Source organism: Aquirufa aurantiipilula, assembly GCF_019923745.1.
In the GTDB taxonomy this organism is placed as follows: Bacteria; Bacteroidota; Bacteroidia; order Cytophagales; family Spirosomataceae; genus Aquirufa; species Aquirufa aurantiipilula.
Map to the genome: position 1 here is coordinate 1 of NZ_JAANOG010000001.1, position 17,981 is coordinate 17,981.

At 37.2% G+C, this 17,981-nt stretch carries 15 protein-coding genes and 1 tRNA gene; 10 read left to right on the forward strand and 6 right to left on the reverse strand.

Annotation, left to right across the window (positions count from 1 at the left end):
* The 5 genes from G9H60_RS00005 to G9H60_RS00025 form a co-directional block, all read left to right on the forward strand.
* The coding region (locus tag G9H60_RS00005) for an integrase core domain-containing protein (protein ID WP_223142085.1) at positions 1-184 on the forward strand (184 nt) is incomplete at its 5' end.
* Positions 185-320: 136 nt separating this feature from the next.
* Positions 321-1,208 (forward strand): hypothetical protein, encoded by an 888-nt coding sequence (locus G9H60_RS00010; protein ID WP_223142086.1) that lies wholly within the window; start codon positions 321-323, stop codon positions 1,206-1,208.
* 21 nt (positions 1,209-1,229) lie between these two features.
* Positions 1,230-2,657, forward strand: a complete 1,428-nt coding sequence (locus tag G9H60_RS00015; protein ID WP_223142087.1) for an amidohydrolase — start codon at positions 1,230-1,232, stop codon at positions 2,655-2,657.
* A 13-nt stretch (positions 2,658-2,670) separates the two neighbouring features.
* Positions 2,671-3,192 carry a hypothetical protein gene (locus G9H60_RS00020; RefSeq protein WP_223142088.1) on the forward strand — a complete coding sequence of 174 codons (522 nt, stop codon included), beginning with the start codon at positions 2,671-2,673 and terminating at the stop codon, positions 3,190-3,192.
* Positions 3,193-3,394: 202 nt separating this feature from the next.
* Entirely contained in the window at positions 3,395-4,066 is a 672-nt protein-coding gene (locus tag G9H60_RS00025) for a TetR/AcrR family transcriptional regulator (RefSeq protein ID WP_223142089.1), read from the forward strand.
* A gap of 359 nt (positions 4,067-4,425) precedes the next feature.
* Here G9H60_RS00025 and G9H60_RS00030 read toward each other — a convergent pair whose 3' ends face one another.
* Both G9H60_RS00030 and G9H60_RS00035 read right to left on the reverse strand, forming a co-directional pair.
* Positions 4,426-6,810: a zinc-dependent metalloprotease gene (locus tag G9H60_RS00030; RefSeq protein WP_223142090.1), complete on the reverse strand. Its 2,385-nt coding sequence runs from the start codon at positions 6,808-6,810 to the stop codon at positions 4,426-4,428.
* A 449-nt stretch (positions 6,811-7,259) separates the two neighbouring features.
* Positions 7,260-7,583 (reverse strand): hypothetical protein, encoded by a 324-nt coding sequence (locus tag G9H60_RS00035; protein ID WP_223142091.1) that lies wholly within the window; start codon positions 7,581-7,583, stop codon positions 7,260-7,262.
* A 139-nt stretch (positions 7,584-7,722) separates the two neighbouring features.
* Here G9H60_RS00035 and G9H60_RS00040 point away from each other — a divergent pair, with 139 nt between their 5' ends.
* Both G9H60_RS00040 and arsA read left to right on the forward strand, forming a co-directional pair.
* Entirely contained in the window at positions 7,723-8,808 is a 1,086-nt protein-coding gene (locus G9H60_RS00040; RefSeq protein WP_223142092.1) for a helix-turn-helix transcriptional regulator, read from the forward strand.
* A gap of 78 nt (positions 8,809-8,886) precedes the next feature.
* Positions 8,887-10,656: an arsenical pump-driving ATPase gene (gene arsA, locus G9H60_RS00045; protein WP_223142093.1), complete on the forward strand. Its 1,770-nt coding sequence runs from the start codon at positions 8,887-8,889 to the stop codon at positions 10,654-10,656.
* A gap of 316 nt (positions 10,657-10,972) precedes the next feature.
* Here arsA and G9H60_RS00050 read toward each other — a convergent pair.
* From G9H60_RS00050 to G9H60_RS00060, 3 genes are all read right to left on the reverse strand, one after another.
* Positions 10,973-11,045 (reverse strand) — tRNA-Thr (locus tag G9H60_RS00050).
* A 73-nt stretch (positions 11,046-11,118) separates the two neighbouring features.
* A complete protein-coding gene (locus tag G9H60_RS00055) occupies positions 11,119-13,035 on the reverse strand; it encodes a DUF349 domain-containing protein (protein WP_223142094.1) in 1,917 nt (638 codons plus the stop codon).
* Between the two features lie 20 nt (positions 13,036-13,055).
* A complete protein-coding gene (locus G9H60_RS00060; RefSeq protein ID WP_223142095.1) occupies positions 13,056-14,537 on the reverse strand; it encodes a glycine--tRNA ligase in 1,482 nt (493 codons plus the stop codon).
* Between the two features lie 96 nt (positions 14,538-14,633).
* On the opposite strand from G9H60_RS00060, the gene G9H60_RS00065 reads away from it, so the two are divergent.
* The 3 genes from G9H60_RS00065 (at position 14,634) to G9H60_RS00075 (ending at position 16,925) form a co-directional block, all read left to right on the forward strand.
* Positions 14,634-15,599 carry a glycosyltransferase family 9 protein gene (locus G9H60_RS00065; protein WP_223142096.1) on the forward strand — a complete coding sequence of 322 codons (966 nt, stop codon included), beginning with the start codon at positions 14,634-14,636 and terminating at the stop codon, positions 15,597-15,599.
* On the forward strand, positions 15,593-16,462 hold the full coding sequence (locus G9H60_RS00070) for a carbon-nitrogen hydrolase (protein ID WP_276343804.1): 870 nt from the start codon (positions 15,593-15,595) through the stop codon (positions 16,460-16,462). Before G9H60_RS00065 ends, G9H60_RS00070 begins: the two co-directional genes overlap by 7 nt.
* Positions 16,463-16,574: 112 nt before the next feature.
* Positions 16,575-16,925 carry a four helix bundle protein gene (locus tag G9H60_RS00075; protein WP_223142098.1) on the forward strand — a complete coding sequence of 117 codons (351 nt, stop codon included), beginning with the start codon at positions 16,575-16,577 and terminating at the stop codon, positions 16,923-16,925.
* 63 nt (positions 16,926-16,988) lie between these two features.
* On the opposite strand, the gene G9H60_RS00080 is transcribed toward G9H60_RS00075, so the two are convergent.
* The gene (locus G9H60_RS00080) at positions 16,989-17,981 is read right to left on the reverse strand and encodes a glycosyltransferase family 2 protein (protein ID WP_223142099.1); all 993 of its coding nucleotides are present in this window, start codon (positions 17,979-17,981) and stop codon (positions 16,989-16,991) included.

A 17,981-nucleotide genomic window follows, 5' to 3' on the forward strand; every position in this document is an offset into this window, starting at 1 on the left:
TTATGATAATGCCTTAGCCGAAAGAGTGAATGGAATCTTGAAAAATGAATTCAATTTAGATGCTACGTATAAAAACCTGAAAACCGCTCAAAAAGCGGTTTCACAAGCCATTAAAACCTACAATGAAGTAAGACCGCATTTAGCTTTAAAAATGAAAATGCCAGTTGATTTATATGCAGCTTAAACTATATTTACAATGAGTTATTAATAAACCCAACTGTCAACCTATATCAGGACAAGACACTATGTACCATTCACCATTTACAATTTACCATTCACAATTCCCCATTTAACATTAAATTTACGGTAATTAAAAGCTTATGACAGTTCAAAAAGTAGACGTTGCCGTTAATGTGTATGGAAAGCCTTATCAAACGGCTGTGAGTATTTGGTCATTGATGAAAAATTCAGGGAAGCATATCCAACAAATATATGTGACGCTGGAAAAAAGCCAACCAGAGGGTTTTGATGAAGCTTTATTGCGTTCACTTTTGGAAGGTTTACCCATCATTTATTTCAAACCCAAATTTTTCTTTGGCTGGTGGGAAGGTAGGAGAAAAGGTCTTATTAATAAAATATTATTGTATTTTAAAGATTATCGCTATTCCATTAGAAGTCAGTATCCTTGGGAAAATAGCCGTGCTTCGTGGTTGTTTATGATGCATAACGACATGCTTTATACGGGTGATTTAATTGGCCATTATTTAGCTAACATTGGGGATGCTATGGGTATAGGCCAAGTGGGTCAATGCTGGAATTGTCCAGCCTTTGGCGAGCTATGTGATGGAAACCGTTATTGGGATTTTCGACCCTCTATGGATGAATTAAAAGCCTTATACCAATCAAGACCTGAGGGTAGAGCTGTTGCTCATGGATTAGTACAAGAAGGTCAATTGAGTTGGCCTTTACCCGAATGTCGTCTGAATGAACATGCAGCTTTAATTAATTTAGTCAAAGCTAGACCCCTTACAAGTCCTTTGGGCCCAGTGGCGCCTATCGGACTAAAAAATAGTCTAGATAATGGTATTCCCTGGTTTCAAGGTATGACCTTGCGGGGGCATAAAATGGTGAATGAATCCTACATGCCATTTGCAAAACACGCATGGACGAATGATACGGATTGCGGACATGCTTCCTTATTTGATAAAAATATGTACGATAGGGAAGAGGAAATGGCTAAATATGAATTGGCCAAATGGAGAAATTAACAACATCAACAAATGAAATCTATGAAAGCTATTTTAAACCTTGCCCTATATATAATTAGTTTTTCCTTACTTGCCCAAGAAGCGGATAAGAAAAAAGTGATTCAACGCCTACAGCAAAAAGAAAGTCAATATGGTCAAATGGCAAATCAAATTTGGCGATTTGCTGAGGTGGGATATAAGGAAAAACAAAGCTCATTGCTCTTACAAGAAACCTTGAGAAAAGCAGGATTTACGATTGAATCCGGTGTTGCTGAAATCCCTACAGCCTTTGTGGCTACCTTTGGACAAGGAAAACCTGTCATTGGTATCATGGGAGAATACGATGCACTACCGGGCATGTCACAGGATTCTATTCCAACCAAAAGAAGTTTAGGTCATTCAGCTGGACATGCTTGTGGGCACCATTTATTTGGAACAGGCTCCGCTGCTGCGGCCATTGCCGTGAAAGAATGGATGCAAGAAACAGGTCAAAAAGGTACGATTAAGTTTTATGGTTGTCCGGCTGAGGAAGGTGGTTCTGGTAAAGTGTATATGGTACGAGCAGGTTTATTTTCTCAAGTAGATGTGATGTTACATTGGCATCCCAACAACCAACATGTTATTTCTATGAGTAATTCATTGGCCAATAAGGCGGGGAAATTTCGTTTTTATGGATTATCCTCTCATGCGGCAGCTTCTCCAGAAAGAGGTAGATCAGCCTTGGATGCTGTAGAAGCGATGAATTATATGGCTAATATGATGCGGGAACATATTCCTTCTACTACCCGAATGCATTATGTGATTACTAATGGAGGCAAAGCCCCCAATATAGTACCTGACTTTGCTGAGGTTTATTATTATGTTCGTTCTCCTAAAAGAGATATTGTGATGGATGTTTGGGATCGATTGGAAAATGCCGCCAAAGGCGTAGCTTTGGGAACAGGTACTAAGTATGAAGCCGAGGTCATTGGTGGTGTTTATGAAATGCTTCCTAATGATCGATTAGCGAGAGTTATGCATGCCAATTTACAACAGGTGGGAGGATATATTTTAAGTCCATCCGAATTGGCATTTGCCAAACAAATTCAGCAATCTGAAGGTATGGAAATGGTGGATTTGACGAGTACCAATCAAATTAAAGGGTTGAATGACGGAGATAATTTAGCTACTGGCTCTACGGATGTGGCAGATGTAAGCTGGACAGTTCCAACCATAGGATTGGGAACAGCTGCTTGGGTTCCAGGAACTAGTGCACATAGCTGGCAAGCGGTTGCCGCGGGCGGTATGTCTATCGGTAGAAAAGGAATGATGGTAGCGGCCAAAACATTGGCCTCAACAGCCATTGATTTATTCAAACATCCAGAGTTGGTCAAAGAAGCCAAAGCAGAATTTGATCAAAGGAGAGGACCTAATTTTGTTTATAAATCTTTATTAGGGAATCGACAACCCGCATTGAATTACCGAGATTAATGCTTGTTAAACCATGAAATATGGCTTGATTCTCCTCCTATCTGTGTTTTTATGCCCATTTGTTTGGGCACAAAATGCGCCTGCTCTAGCTTGCGAATCGGATGAATATTCAACCTATGTACTTCCCAATTTAGCGAATGCACTGGTTTTATTGGATGCCAATCAAGAGCAATTTAAAGGCTTGATGAAAGAATATCAATATCAAGAATTTCATCGAGGAAACGGATTGGAATATTTAGCACCGAGTAGTCGAGTTAACCAAATGCGCTTAATTCGAAAAGAAAGGAAACAAGTTCAATTCTTACTTTCTCCTACCAAGCTAAGTATTATACAACAATTAGAAAAAGCTATTAAGGCATATAATCCTGTTATTTCAAAAGATTTTTCTGGGATGACATGGTATCAAATAGACTTTCCTACTTCCAATTCTACTCCTTTGAGCATGAAGATTGGGATTAAAATGGAGGAAGATTCGGAAGATCGAGTAGGAAGAACCTGGGCTATTTGGTCATCTACCATTATATTTTCAAGATAATGAAAGAAAACAAAAAAGCTCCTATTCAAAAAATAAGAGCTAATTGCATTCCTGTGTTCTATAATTATCTTTAATAACTGTGGTTGCAGGTATTTTGTTTGCTGTGGTAGGTATTATTTTTTCTAATAATGTATCAAAATTATACATTGATTTGGAATAAAAAAAACTATTTTTTATTTTTAAGGAAATCTATAATATAATCATGAAAATATACCAAAGAAAAGGGGAGAGGAGTCGTGAAAATATTATTTTATTAGCATCAGAAGTCTTAAATACCTACGGTTCATCTATTACCATAGACGAGATTGCTCGATATACAGAAATCAGTAAGAGCAAAATTACCAATCACTTTTCTACCAAAGAGAATCTGCATATAGCTATTACTGAATTGTATATACGAGATATGTATGACTATTTTGGTTCCATTGTTTATTCGGATCAGTTTAGTTGGAAGGATTATATTGGTATCTTATCGGATATCATGGAAATTCAATTTAAATACCGAAGTGCTATTATGTTTATTTGGACAGCTTCTTTTAAAGATGAAGCTTTCATGGAGGTAATCAACCATTCTTTCTTACTTAGAAAGAAAAGTATGATAGGTTTATTTGAAAAACTGGTCAAAGAAAATTATTTGATGGATAAAGTTTTTGAAGAGAAAAATTTTAAGATTTTTTACCATCAACATGCTATTTTAGGAGTGCACTGGTTGAATACGTATCTTTTGTTTGATTACAAAAAAAGCTTTCAAGAAGTTAAATCAACCTATTTAGCTGGAACCATAGAAATTTATAAACCCTATCTAACAGCAAAAGGACTAGCCGAATTTGAATCGCTGGATTTGGTTGAATTTTTAAAATCTAGACAGTCGTAAATTAGTCAAGATATAAAAAAAGGGGAATGAAAATCATTCCCCTTTTTTTATAATTAGAACAAAAAAAAGCTCTTATTCAAAGAATAAGAGCTAATTGCATCCCTGTGTTCTATAATTAATATTGCTATTTCGCGGCTAAGTATTCTAATTTTAATCTTTTTGGTTTTACCCTCATTGATTAATGAATCAAAATTATACAATGAAATTGAAATAAAAAAATGTTTTTTTTATTTTCACCAAAAAGTGATTAAAGTCATTAAAATAATGATATAATAGGTGCAATTTTTATAATTAAAGACTATTTACATGATTATTATCGCCTTTCTTCTCTTGTAAGATTCGATAAATTGTTGATTAATTTAATAGCAATCCATTCCAATGGGAGCTCCGTCAGGTATGCTAGGGCTAGCTAAAGCTTTCCATTCAGCAGGGTGATCCAGTGATTCTTGAATGAATTGTTGCATGTATCTAGCAAATGCACTAGTAGTTGCTTTTTTTGTATAATTCTGTTGCCATTTTTTGATGCCTTCATATAGCTCTACTTTTGCTAATGGAGCTAAATTGGGAGCATGTAAGGTATTTAAAACGGCTTCACAAACTTTGTAGTTGATGGTTTCTTGTGCGGCATTTAAATAAGTATCAGTCCAGCTTTTTTCGAGGGTTTGCTGGCTTATTATTTGTAACAATCCAGAAAGGCCTAAATTCTTATCATCAATGGCATGGTTTTGTTGAATACGCGAAACTCTGTCGGGATGAAGTAAAAAGTCCAGGGTAAATTCAGCCGCAGTTTCCACAGCTCCTAATGCATCAAATGTAAGTCCAGTTTTACTTTTAAATGATTCTCGAGTTCTTGGAAAGCCAAAGGCTCTAGGAGGAAATAGACTTAATTTTTCTTTAGGTATGGCTATTTCATCAGCTTGTAGTGTTCTCATTAATTGTTGTAATGCTTCAATCTGAAGGCTTTTAGATGCAGGTTTGAGTATAACTTCATTTCCTCCTTTGATGGCATAATTGTATTCAAAACCACCTACCATTTTGCTAACTGCTTCGGTTTGGTATCGATGCATGAAATATAAGGGCACAAACATATCTTCTAATTTAGAATAGCTCTCGCCTTTCCGCATATTGTCGACTGAAAACTGTTTGATGGCTTTTTTTCTTAAATCCAACATGCGCTGTAATTCATCTACAACCGTCTGTCCATTATCCCATAAATGAGCATATATATGTGCTCCACCTGGATTTCTTGCATCAAAATCAGTAATGAATCTAAGGCCTTTTTCATAGGCTTTATTCAAAATAAGCGGTAGTTCTTCTGTGCTATGTTGTCCATATGCATAATCTACTGATACTTTGTCCCATTCTCCAATATTGCGGTCATAGGCTTTTGAAAGATCGATTTCATTCCCAACAAAAGCTACTTGAAGATGTGGATAATCCATGACACTTGAATTCCCTCGGGCGCTAGCGGCATAATTATGGGCGAATCCTAGGGTATGTCCAATTTCATGAGCGGCTAATTGACGAATTCGGGCCAAAGCCATTTCCAGCATAGGCTGATTATTTTCATTGTTTTTGGCATAAGGTGCATTCATAAGCGACTGAGCAATCATGAAATCTTGTCGAATCCGTAAACTACCTAAGCTCACATGCCCTTTAATGATTTCGCCAGTTCTGGGGTCAGAAATACTTGCGCCATAGCTCCAACCTCTAGTAGAACGATGAACCCATTGGATCACGTGATAACGTACGTCCATTGGATCGGCATCGTCAGGTAATATTTTCACTTGAAAGGCATCTTTGTAGCCAATTGCCTCAAAAGCCTGATTCCACCACCTTCCACCTTCTAACAGCGCTGATCGGATAGGTTCCGGTGTTCCATTATCTAAATAATAAATGATGGGCTTAATGGCTTCACTGGTAGTTGCGTTAGGATTTTTCTTTTCTAATCGATGTCTGGTTATCCATTTCTTTTCTATGGATTCCGTTACTGGAGTGGCATAATCCATGAAGGAAATAGCATTAGATCCTGACCTAGGGTCATATTCTCTTGGTTGATATTGATTGTCTGGCAATTCAATAAACGAATGGTGTTCAACCACCGTCACATAATCTGGATTAGGAGTAACCGATCGAATTTCTGAACCTGTACCATTCCCAGAAAAGGTAAGTCGGGCTTCAAATTCTGTATTTTTAGGGAAAGACTTAGTTCTTTCCATGAACAAAGAACTTCTTGATTTGTCCAATTGGTAAGAACCTTGCTTGGCTCTAGTTAATGTTTTTAATACTCCATGTGCATCTTGTAATAAAAAATCTGTGGCATCTATGATGTATTTTCCATTTTCTTGTCCTTCAATTTTAAAGCCAAAAAGAATGGATTTAGCAAAAGCTTGCTGAACAGAGATCTTTTCCAAAGGATTGCTCGTATTAGCTCGATATTGGTAATTCGGTTGAATTAAGAAAAGCTTATTCCCTTGTTTTTCAAAATAGACTACTTGCTCATTTCCTAATTGGCCTCGATCCAATCCTAAATCATTATTTCCTACTCCCTGACTTAGTGAATAGACATATAGAAATTCTTGATTTAGTTTATCTACTGACAAATAGATTTTATCAGCACCTTCATCATAATAGAAAGTAAAATATCCCGAATATGCCTTCATGGATTTTAATTTATCCATAATCTGAGCAGGTGCTTGGAAACTTAGTAAGCTAATAAGAATGAGTAGTTTAAATGCTTTCATGGTATTAATGTAGAATGATGAATGTAGAATGAAGAATGTAGAATGAAGAATGCAGAAAGTAAAATGAATAATGTAGAATAAGTTATTAGGGTTTAGGTTGTTGTGTATTTTACTAATATAAGTTGACTTTGAGTTTATTAATAACTCCTTGTAAATATAAATTAAGCTGTCTATAAATCAACTGACATTTCCTTTTTAAAGCTGTATGCCGCCAAAATAATTAGTGGATTAGCAAATCGCTTTCTGCACGATTTGTATAGCTTCTAGAATAAATTCAATTGTCAAAATGAGTAGGTTCATAAACGACGTCTAATTTTGACTCTAATCAATACTAGGAATGATTATTGAAAAATTAGAATTTGATTTTGAGGACTTTATCAAAATAAGCGTTGGGCAATTGAGATACAAAAAGCCTTGTATAAGGATAAATGGAGTTTTCTCTAGTGGCACTAATAATCCTGAACAGGTATTTTTTTATCGTCCACTTGGGAGAAAAAATGCAGTCCACATCCAACTATTAAATAGCTGATATGTGCCGTTACCAGTAAGGAGTAAATTCCATCACTTGGGTTTTGACCGAATAACTGGTAAGGAGCAAACATGAGGTAGCTAGAAAAGAAGATGTTCAATACCACAATGGAAAAGATTCCCATGCGGTATTTCTTGTATTGTACTGGATGCCAAATTGCCTTGGCAATTCCTTCCGTGGCATACAACATAATCCATAATAGGACCAAACTCAACATCAGCACTTTTAAAATTTTGTTATTCATGGTATCTATTTTTTATATTTTTTCTTTTTCGATACCCAAATCTCAGTTTATAATCCGCCAAAACTTGGCGATTTACTAAATTTTATTAATTTGCGTCCCCAATAATTCTCTATTCTACATTCTCCATTCCATTTTGACCATGCTAAACCCACAAGACCGCCTCAAGGAAATCAATAATCTATTTTTGCGAAAAGCATTTCTGGTAAACTATCGAAGTGTTGAACAATATTTATTGGAGCATTTTGATATTCCTAGCTATTCAGAACGAAGTTTTAGCCGGGATGTAAATACCTTGAAAGAACTTTTAAAAGAAAGATATCCTAGTTTAGAGGAAGAACAGGGCGAGTTAATTCGCTATTCAAGGTCAAATTTGGGTTTTTACTACATTCGTCAAGACATCTCTGCTTTTCCCAGTTTTTCTGAAAAGGAATTGAATCAGATTGCATCCATCATTGATCTGAACCAACACTTATTCACGGATGGGGCAGGGCAGGGAATCGTCAATAAATTGAGGGCCATTACCTTGGAAAATAACTTATCTAAATACAATCAATTGAATTCTTGGCCCAGTATTCAGTTGATCAAAGATGGAGAGCGGGCGGGTTCAGATAATATTAAACCCATTTTAGAAGCCATAGCAGCCAAAGATTGTTTATTATTTACCTATCAAGCTTTGTCGAAAGAAGCAATTCAAAAAAAGTATAGCGGAATTCCATTGATGATTAAAGAATACAACAATGGCTGGTATACGGGTTGGTATGTCCTGATTCAAGAAGTGAAGGAACAAGATCGTATCGTTAAAACAGAAATCAATTCACTACGATTATTCGCATTAGATCGAATGCTTCAATTAAGGGTGCATAAATCAACCTGTCAACTACGTTTTGCTCCTGGTTTTTATCCTCCTGATTATTTTACCAATATGCTGGGAATACTTCGAAATAACCTAGCCAATCCTGGAATTAAGTCGGAAAAAGTGACAGTTCATTTAAGTACAGAATCTTGGATGCTAGATTATTTGACTAAATATCCCTTACATCCCTCTCAACAAATAGATAAATCAGGTCAGGGTATACAAATAACTTGGAACTTGGAGATTAATGTGGAATTGGAAAGTTTTTTCATGAGGTATGCACATGATTTAACGGTTATTTCGCCTAAATCTTTGAAGGAAAAGCTAAAACATAATTTAATAGTAGCATTGAAAAATTTAGATGAGAAATAGCTTGACCAAAATCATATCTTTCTTGGTAAATGCTCTGTAAATTGACAGGAATATAGATTTATCTAGCAACACAACATCATGGAACAGTCATATACTCAATATTTATTTTTTACAGGAAAAGGGGGAGTAGGTAAGACATCTTTAGCTTGTGCTACAGCTGTTAGACTGGCAGATCAAGGTAAAAAAGTATTGTTAATTAGTACTGATCCTGCATCTAATTTAGAAGATGTCCTTCAAACACCCGTTGGAGAACAAATTCAGGTACATCAGAAACTACCAACTTTATTTACCATCAATATCAGTCCTGATGTATCGGCTAACGAATATCGGGAAAGGGTGATTCAGCCCATGATGGGGATGGCCACTGAAAGTGAAATTAAAAAAGTCAAAGAGGGCTTGTCGGGTGCTTGTACTACTGAAATAGCTTCATTTGATGAGTTTTCAAGGTTTGTAACTGGTGAAGGGACAGAAGGTTCATATGATATGGTCATATTTGATACGGCACCAACCGGTCATACCATACGCTTATTAGAATTACCCTCTGCTTGGGATGATTTTTTAGAGAATAATCCAGGAGGTGCTTCTTGCATTGGGCCCTCCTCAGCCTTAAAAAGTAGTAAAGAGCGGTATAAAAAAGTGATTCAAAGTTTAAGAGATCCACAATTAACCACATTTTATTTGGTTAGTAGGCCTGAAAAATCTTCTTTAAAAGAAGCCGCAAAGACTAGCGTGGAATTAAGAGATTTAGGATTTGAAAATCAGAAATTATTCATCAATGGTGTTTTTAAGGCTTTAGATCAAACAGATTCTGTGGCTCATAGAATTGAATTTTTGGCAGATAAACAGTTGCATGAAATACCTTTAGCATTACAACATTTACCCTTACAAACTTATCCTTTATTGCCCTATAATGTATTGGGATTAAGGAAATTAAGGTCTATGTTGGATCAGGTTTTGCAATCTCAAATTGTCGCGGAAGAAATGGCTTCTTCGCCTCATAATCTTTACCATTTGGATAGCATTCGGGATTTGGTCGATTCATTGGAAGAACATGGTAGGACTTCGGGACTTATTATGACGATGGGGAAGGGGGGAGTTGGTAAAACCATAGCGGCTGCAACAATTGCTTGTTTATTGGCCAATAGAGGTCATCGGGTATTATTGACTACCACAGACCCTGCTGCTCATATCAATGATTTCTTGAGTCAATTAGATCGAATTCCAGATAATCTACAGGTGGAACGCATAGATCCCAAGGTGGAAACGCAATCCTATATTCAAAAGATTATGCTCCAGAAAGGGGTGAATTTAGATGAAAATGCCAAGAATTTATTGTTGGAAGATTTGCAATCCCCATGTACAGAGGAAGTGGCTGTTTTTCATGCATTTTCTAAAGCAATTCATTCCGCTTCTCGGCAATTTGTGGTAATGGATACAGCACCTACGGGTCATACTTTGCTTTTGTTAGACACCACAGGTAGTTATCATAAAGAAGTGTTAAAGCATAGTTCTTTATCGGCTACTAAAATAAGAACTCCTTATATGGCCCTTCAAGATAAAGAATTTGCTAAGATCGTTTTGGTGGCATTACCGGAGACTACGCCTATGCGTGAGGCTGCCGACTTGCAAGAGGATTTAAGAAGAGCAGGAATAGAACCTTATGCATGGTTGATTAATCAATGTTTGTCGGCCTTACCCCAATTGAAGGACCCTATATTAAAAAAGAGAGCATCCGCTGAGGGTGCTATTATTGAGCAGATTCAGACGAAATTGGCACATAGGACATTTGGTATACCCTATTTGACTGAGGAGTTGGTATTTCCTGAGTTATTGTCTATGAACTACTAAAGCTCATGGGGGCTTTAAAGTTTGAGAAAGCTTTAATTTTCGTTTTTTACTATTTCATTGTCAGGGCCAATAATGAGTCAATTAAGCTATTATTAAATTACCGTGGAGTTTTTCCTCAATCATAGTGCTATAAGAAGCACCTTTTTTATAAAATTTCTATTAACCTTCTTGTAGAATAATAACTTATTGGATGGTCTAAAACCGAAAATTACACGAGCCTCCTATCGGGATCAACGGGGACGTCCAGTTGCGGAATGCAATTCCAATGACCTATGATAACAACAAAAAAGCCCAACATTTCTGTTGAGCTTTAATGAGCCTCCTATCGGGATCGAACCAATGACCTACTGATTACAAGTCAGTTGCTCTACCAGCTGAGCTAAGGAGGCTTGAATTGGGTATGCAAAAGTAAGCATCTAGGCTTAAATTGGCAAGTGTTGCCCCAAAAAAACTTATATTTTTTTAATCTTTTTTCAGTTTTTCCAATTCCTTTTGTGCCTGTGCAATCTTCTTTTCTACTTCAGCACGCAATTTATCCGCCCCTTTCGATTTGGCAAAAAACTCTAAGTTATTGGTTAACACCGCAATATCATTTTCCAAAGCCTGAATCTTCTTACGGTTATCGCCTGAGTGAGACCTGCGCTCATCAGAACCTCCTCCTGATTCAGCAGGCAATGTTTTTAACTCAAATCCCCAAGCAGCCAATTGCTCCTTCGGTTGAGTTCTAGCTAAGTCAATCACCGCATTCCAGGTATTGCGGAATTTTTCTTGAATCTCCTTAACATTTTTACGTGGTACAAATCCAATGGCGTCCCAAGATTCTTTCTTTGCTTTCAAGTTGGCCAATAAACTAGGATCTTTCAGTGTTGCTTCTAAATCAGTTAAGATAGCTTGTTTTGCTACTAAATTAGCTTCAAACTCCTCATCCTGTGCACCTTTACCTTTACTACGTTTCAAATTGAAATAAGCATCACATGCCGCTTTGAATTTGGTATAAACCTGATCTTTTTGTTTTTCAGGTACATGACCAATCTCTTTCCACTTCTTTTGTAGTTCAATTACTTGTTGTGTGATTTCTTGCGTTTCAGTGCCAACTGCGACTATTCCTTCCACTTGCTCAATCAACAATAATTTAGCGGCTAAATTGGCTTTTCTCTCAGCATCTATTTTGGCGAAAAACTCGCTTTTGTGTTTGAAGAAAAGTTTCAAGTCGGACCAAAATTGGTGACTCACTTCCTTACCGCCTTCTCTAGGCAAACCGCCTTTCAATTTACCCCATTGCTCTTGCAATGCAAGTACAGCCTTGGAGGACTGATTCCATTCCGCAATACTTCCTGATTGGAAAGTAGCATGGTGGTGCATCAAATCGGCTAATTCTTTTTTAATCTTTAAATTTTCTTCATAAACAGCTTTCTGAGCTTCATTGACTTGTCTTTTTTGTTCAAATAAAACATCCAATGATTTTTTTACTCGTTGCCATAATGCCTCATTTTCATCCCGATGAGCAGGTCCAATATGTTTGTATTCTTCAAACAATTCTTCTGCATCCTTCATCAGTTTTTGTAAAGGGGCATTTTGCTTGACCATGTCTGCTAAGCTTTCCAACTTCACCGCAATGGTTTCTTTCGCTTGTAAATTCTTTTTGCGGTCCAATTCCAACAATTCAAAGAAAATACTACGATTGCTATAGAAACGATCGACTAAGGCATGGTAACTTTGCCATAATGTTTGGTTCATAGGACCCTGAACGGAACCTAGGGTTTTCCACTCATCTTGTATTTTTTTGAATGCTTTAAAGCTAGCATTTACATGCGCTGGATCAGAATTATCATCCGCATCCACCAAGGTGCGCAATTCATTGATCAAACGTGTTTTGCCCTCTAATGCCTTCTCACGTACTTTTTCTAATTGTTGAAAAAAGTCTTGCTTGGTCTTTTTGATGGTATGAATGGCGGTATCAATCTCTTGAGCTAAACTATCACCTTTATAAGTAAATCCTTCTTCAGATCCTTCATTTGCAGCTTTGAAACTATCCAATGCGGCTTGTCGCTCTGCTTGCTTGATGTTATCCCACGATTCTTTCGCTTCTTTGATTAACTCATCTACTTTTTTGTACACGGCAGGACCTGCATGATGTTGAACCAAATCTTTTAGTTTCCCAAAAAAGCGATGCAAATGCTCTTTTGAATGTCCATCTTCCAAAATTGGATACTCCACCGTTTTATCATCTGTGTGAAAAATGGCTTCTGTAGGACTGCTTAATTCAATCTCTGCACTACTTTCTATCACTTTTTCTGTTTCCTCGATTGGGGCTACAGGTGTGGGAGTGATTGATTCTGCAGAAATTTCTTCAGCTTTTGGGGTCTCTTCGGTCATCATACTCATCGTTGTTTGCGTGTTTAAACAAGTAATTTTTCAAAAATACGCTCCATCGATACAGCATAACCTAATTTTTCTTTTAGGTCAGCTATAGAAATGCGCTCCTGACTCATTGTGTTGCGATCACGTACAGTAACTGTATCGTCTTCCATTGTTTGGTAATCAATCACTACACAATAAGGGGTTCCTATTAAATCCTGACGAGTATACCGCTTTCCAATCGCGCCACCCTCATCGTAGGTAGTATTAAAGGCAAATTTCAGTGAACGGTTGATTTCCTGAGCTTTTTCAGCGAGACCATCTTTTTTCACTAATGGCAATACCGCTACTTTGATTGGGGCTATTGCTGGATGTAAATTAAGGTAAATTCTTTGTTTTTGTTGATCTCCTTCACCAACTATTTCTTCTGTATAGGCATTACACAGGATAGCCAAGAACAAACGATCCGCTCCAACTGAAGTTTCTACTACGTAAGGAATGTAGTTTTCATTGATTTCTGGATCAAAATATTGTTGTTTTTTTCTTGATAAATCTTGATGTGCTTTTAAATCAAAATCTGTTCTGGAGTGAATACCTTCCATTTCTTTGAATCCAAAAGGGAATTCATATTCAATATCCACGGCAGCATTGGCGTAATGCGCCAATTTCTCATGATCGTGGAATTTTAATTTAGAAGCAGGTAAACCAATGGCTTGGTGGAATTTCATACGAACCTCTTTCCAAGCTGCATACCATTCCATTTCAGTACCAGGTCGAACAAAGAATTGCATTTCCATTTGTTCAAACTCCCTCATTCTGAAAATGAAATTTCTAGCAACAATCTCGTTACGGAAAGCTTTCCCTATTTGGGCAATACCAAATGGTACTTTCATTCGGCCTGTTTTTTGGACATTCAAGAAATTAACAAAAATTCCTTGAGCAGTCTCTGGACGTAAATAGATTAAACTTGCATCTTCCGATACAGCTCCTACTTGAGTCGAAAACATCAAATTAAATTGACGAACCTCCGTCCAATTCGCTGTATTAGAAATAGGGCAGGTGATATTTTCATCAATAATGATTTGTCTCACGGCTTCCAAATCCCCAGCATCTAAGGCTTTGGCCATCTTTTGCAAAAGGGCTTTGCCCACGTCAGCTTTTCCTTCAGCCTCGTATTGTGCCGCACGATCTTCTAATAGAGTATCCGCCCGATAACGCTTCTTCGAATCTTTATTATCAATCATCGGGTCATTGAATGAATCCACGTGACCAGAAGCTTTCCAAGTGAGAGGGTGCATGAAAATGGATGCATCGATACCCACTACATTATCGTTCAACATGGTCATGGCTTTCCACCAAACCATTTTTAAATTATTCTTTAGCTCAACACCATTTTGGCCGTAATCATAAACAGCCTGCAAACCATCGTAAATTTCAGAGGAAGGAAATACGAAGCCGTATTCTTTAGCATGTGAAATAATGTCTTTTAAAGCTGAGGCGGTGTCTTGTTTTTTATTTTCCATTAAAGCAATCAAATTAGTGCGCAATTTACCGAAAAGAATGAAAGTATGAGGCTTGGCTATTGAATTTTCTTAATTTTACAGGGCTATTTGCGACCAATGAACAAAATTCTCTGCATTCGTTTTTCTTCACTAGGGGATATTATCCTCACTACACCCATTATTCGGGCTCTGAAAAGTCGGTATCCAGCAGCAGAAATTCATGTAGTAACCAAACAGCAATATGCCAATTTGTGGGAGGGAAATCCATACGTACATCAGGTGCATACCTACCAAGGAAACCTTTGGAAATTAGCCTCAGAGCTTAGAAAAGAGGATTTCGATGCTGTAGTAGATTTACATAAGAATGTTCGATCACATGCGCTTTCTCTTTTATTAGGAAAAATCCCCTATCAAATAGATAAGTTTACTCGTGAGAGAAAGCTATTGGTTAAGAAGAAAATCAATTTATTACCCAAAAAACATTTAGTCGATCGATATTTTGATGCCTTACATACATTGGATATACAATCCGATGGGAAAGGATTGGATTATTTTATTCCGGAAGGTCAGGCTGTAAACCCAAAAGAGTTTGGAATTCAGGGGAAATACATGGTCTATGCCATAGGTGCTCAATACATAACTAAGGTACTGTCATATCCTAAAATGATTGAATTGTGTGAACGAATTGAGGGGCAATTGGTCTTGATAGGTGATGCTTGGGATGAACATTATGGCTATCGATTGAATATCTTGTTTCCGGACAAGGTAATCAATTTATGTAATCGTACTTCTGTGGCTGCTTCAGCTTCTTTGATGCAGCAGGCAGAGTTTGTGATTGCCCATGATTCCAGTATGATGCACATTGCCGCTGCTCTGAAAAAGAAATTATTCGTCTTATGGGGTGCAACACATTCCGATTTTGGCTTTTACCCTTATCAAACTGAATTTACATCCATTGAAAATAAAGAAATATCTTGTCGGCCATGTTCTACTCAAGGTGGCAATTATTGTCCTTTAGGTCATTTTGATTGTTTAAACAAGATTTCTTTAGATCCCATTATTAGCGCTTCTCAAACATTATGAAAAACGTATCTTTTGCCTTAATTCAATTGTCGGTATCGGAAAATTTAACTGAAAACTGGACAAAAACCATTCAATCCATCCGCGATGCAGCCGGTAAGGGTGCTCAAGTGATTTGTTTACAGGAATTATTTAAATCCGTTTACTTCTGTTATGAAGAAAATCCTCGATTTTTTGAATTAGCAGAGGCCATTCCTGGTCCGAGTACTGATGAATTGGGAGAATTGGCCAAGGAGTTGAATGTCGTAATTGTCGCATCTTTGTTTGAGAAAAGAGCAGCTGGCTTATACCATAATACCACGGCCGTGATTGATGCAGATGGTTCATACCTGGGTAAATACCGTAAAATGCATATTCCAGATGATCCTGGCTATTATGAAAAGTATTACTTTACGCCAGGTGATTTAGGATATCAGGTATATCAAACGAAATTTGCCAAAATTGGGGTGTTGATTTGTTGGGATCAATGGTACCCAGAAGCTGCCCGATTGACAGCTTTGAAAGGGGCAGAGGTTTTGGTCTATCCAACAGCGATTGGTTGGGATTTGGAAGAGAAAAGTGGAGATATCAATCGAGAACAATATCAAGCTTGGCAAACGATTCAACGTAGTCATGCTATTGCCAATGGAATTCCAGTAGTTTCTGTCAATAGAGTCGGTGTTGAAAATGGCCAACAGTTTTGGGGAGGAAGTTTTGTATCGAATGCTTTTGGACGAGTTATGTACCAAGCCCCGCATGATCAAGAAGAGATTGCAGTTTTATCTGTTGATGTTGAATCCAGCGAATACTACCGTAAAACATGGCCTTTTTTCCGCGACAGAAGGATTGATTCCTATGGGAATGTAGTGAAGCGGTTTATTGATTAGTTGTTAGCTATTAGTGTTTAGTTATTAGGGTTTTATCGATTACTTGGTAATTCAATGTTGCCTTTAATTATTTCAAAATAATTTCATGAGATTTGATATTTGGTTATCAAGCATGAAACAAAGTAATATCCGTAATAAAACATTTCAGTTTGCTCTTAATTCAGTAAGTCTTTATCAATATTTAATTTCTGAAAAAAAGGAGCAGATTCTTTCTAAACAATTATTGCGTTGTTCTACAAGTGTAGGTGCAATGATTCGAGAGGCTGAATATGCAGAATCAAAGGCGGATTTTATTCACAAAATGTCTGTTGCTCAAAAAGAAATCAATGAAAGTTTATACTGGCTCGAATTACTATATAAAACTAAGTATTTAGTAGTTTTTGAATTTCAAAATCATTTTAATGATGCTACTGAGATATTGAAAATAATAACAAGTATTCTGAAAAAAATGAAAGGAATCTAAAATCACCCTAATAACTAAACACTAATTACTAATCCCTAATAACTAAACCCTAATAATTATTGCTTACTCCAAAAGGTCTCCCAAAAACATCAAATACGGCGCAAGGGCCTCTGAATCCATGTCTTTGAAACGGTGGTAATGACCACCAAGTAGGTTGTGAAGGGTAGGTTTAAGACGTTTCCAGCGTGTTTCAGGAAGGTGTGCACGTCTTTCCAAATATTCAATTTTGGTATCTAATGCCTCTACAATTAGATTTGGATTGGTGGCCAACATGGCATCACGCACTTGACAAAGAAATGACCAATTTTTTAAATATGGCGCGACTTTTTCAGCATGTGGCCGGCTCATACGATCAACCATGGTCGGAGGTTTTCCTTCACTTCCTTTAACGCCAACCTGCTGTTCAGAATGCAAACGGTAGTGTACATAGGTAGCCGGAATAAAGTCGATTTTATTTTCCGCTGCTGCCATAATTCCTAACCATGCATCATGTAAGAAAGAGGAGGGAAGTGAATTTGGAAAGGGACTGACACGTTCAAAATAGGACTTTCTTATTCCCATGGTACAACCCGTCACACGATTGCCATCCAACAAGATTTCCAAAGATTTGCCATTTTTCCATTCCTGCTGCTGTTTTTTCCTGAAGCGGAAAGATTGCCAAAGTTGTTTGCCAGAGGTTTGTCCAAATTCATCCACCAATAGTGCGTCTGTGAAGATAGCATCAATGTCTGGATGTAAATTAAAGTAGGTGTAAACCCGCTCCAGCTTTTGTGGAACCCAAAAATCATCTTGGTCGGCAGGGAAAATAATATCACCCTGACAAAGAGACATGGCCTTCTCGAAATTGCGATAGGTACCTAATCGTTCAGGGTTTTTATAAATTTTAAGGGGTAATCTATCTGAAAATTGCTCAAGTATAGCTAAAGTTTGATCTGTGGATCCTTCATCGCAAACAATGATTTCATCGGCTTGCAAGGTTTGATCAACAAAGCTACTTAGTTGTGTTCGTAAAAATTTTTCCCCGTTACGGGTACATAATGCGATGGAAATATTCAC

Bases quoted from the DNA above. Each gene is read 5' to 3' on its own strand.
- G9H60_RS00035 (WP_223142091.1), bottom strand. From the start codon at position 7,583: ATGAATAACAAAATTTTAAAAGTGCTGATGTTGAGTTTGGTCCTATTA.
- G9H60_RS00025 (WP_223142089.1), top strand. From the start codon at position 3,395: ATGAAAATATACCAAAGAAAAGGGGAGAGGAGTCGTGAAAATATTATT.
- G9H60_RS00030 (WP_223142090.1), bottom strand. From the start codon at position 6,810: ATGAAAGCATTTAAACTACTCATTCTTATTAGCTTACTAAGTTTCCAA.
- G9H60_RS00065 (WP_223142096.1), top strand. From the start codon at position 14,634: ATGAACAAAATTCTCTGCATTCGTTTTTCTTCACTAGGGGATATTATC.
- G9H60_RS00075 (WP_223142098.1), top strand. From the start codon at position 16,575: ATGAAACAAAGTAATATCCGTAATAAAACATTTCAGTTTGCTCTTAAT.
- G9H60_RS00040 (WP_223142092.1), top strand. From the start codon at position 7,723: ATGCTAAACCCACAAGACCGCCTCAAGGAAATCAATAATCTATTTTTG.
- G9H60_RS00015 (WP_223142087.1), top strand. From the start codon at position 1,230: ATGAAAGCTATTTTAAACCTTGCCCTATATATAATTAGTTTTTCCTTA.
- G9H60_RS00055 (WP_223142094.1), bottom strand. From the start codon at position 13,035: ATGATGACCGAAGAGACCCCAAAAGCTGAAGAAATTTCTGCAGAATCA.
- G9H60_RS00060 (WP_223142095.1), bottom strand. From the start codon at position 14,537: ATGGAAAATAAAAAACAAGACACCGCCTCAGCTTTAAAAGACATTATT.
- G9H60_RS00020 (WP_223142088.1), top strand. From the start codon at position 2,671: ATGAAATATGGCTTGATTCTCCTCCTATCTGTGTTTTTATGCCCATTT.
- G9H60_RS00010 (WP_223142086.1), top strand. From the start codon at position 321: ATGACAGTTCAAAAAGTAGACGTTGCCGTTAATGTGTATGGAAAGCCT.
- arsA (WP_223142093.1), top strand. From the start codon at position 8,887: ATGGAACAGTCATATACTCAATATTTATTTTTTACAGGAAAAGGGGGA.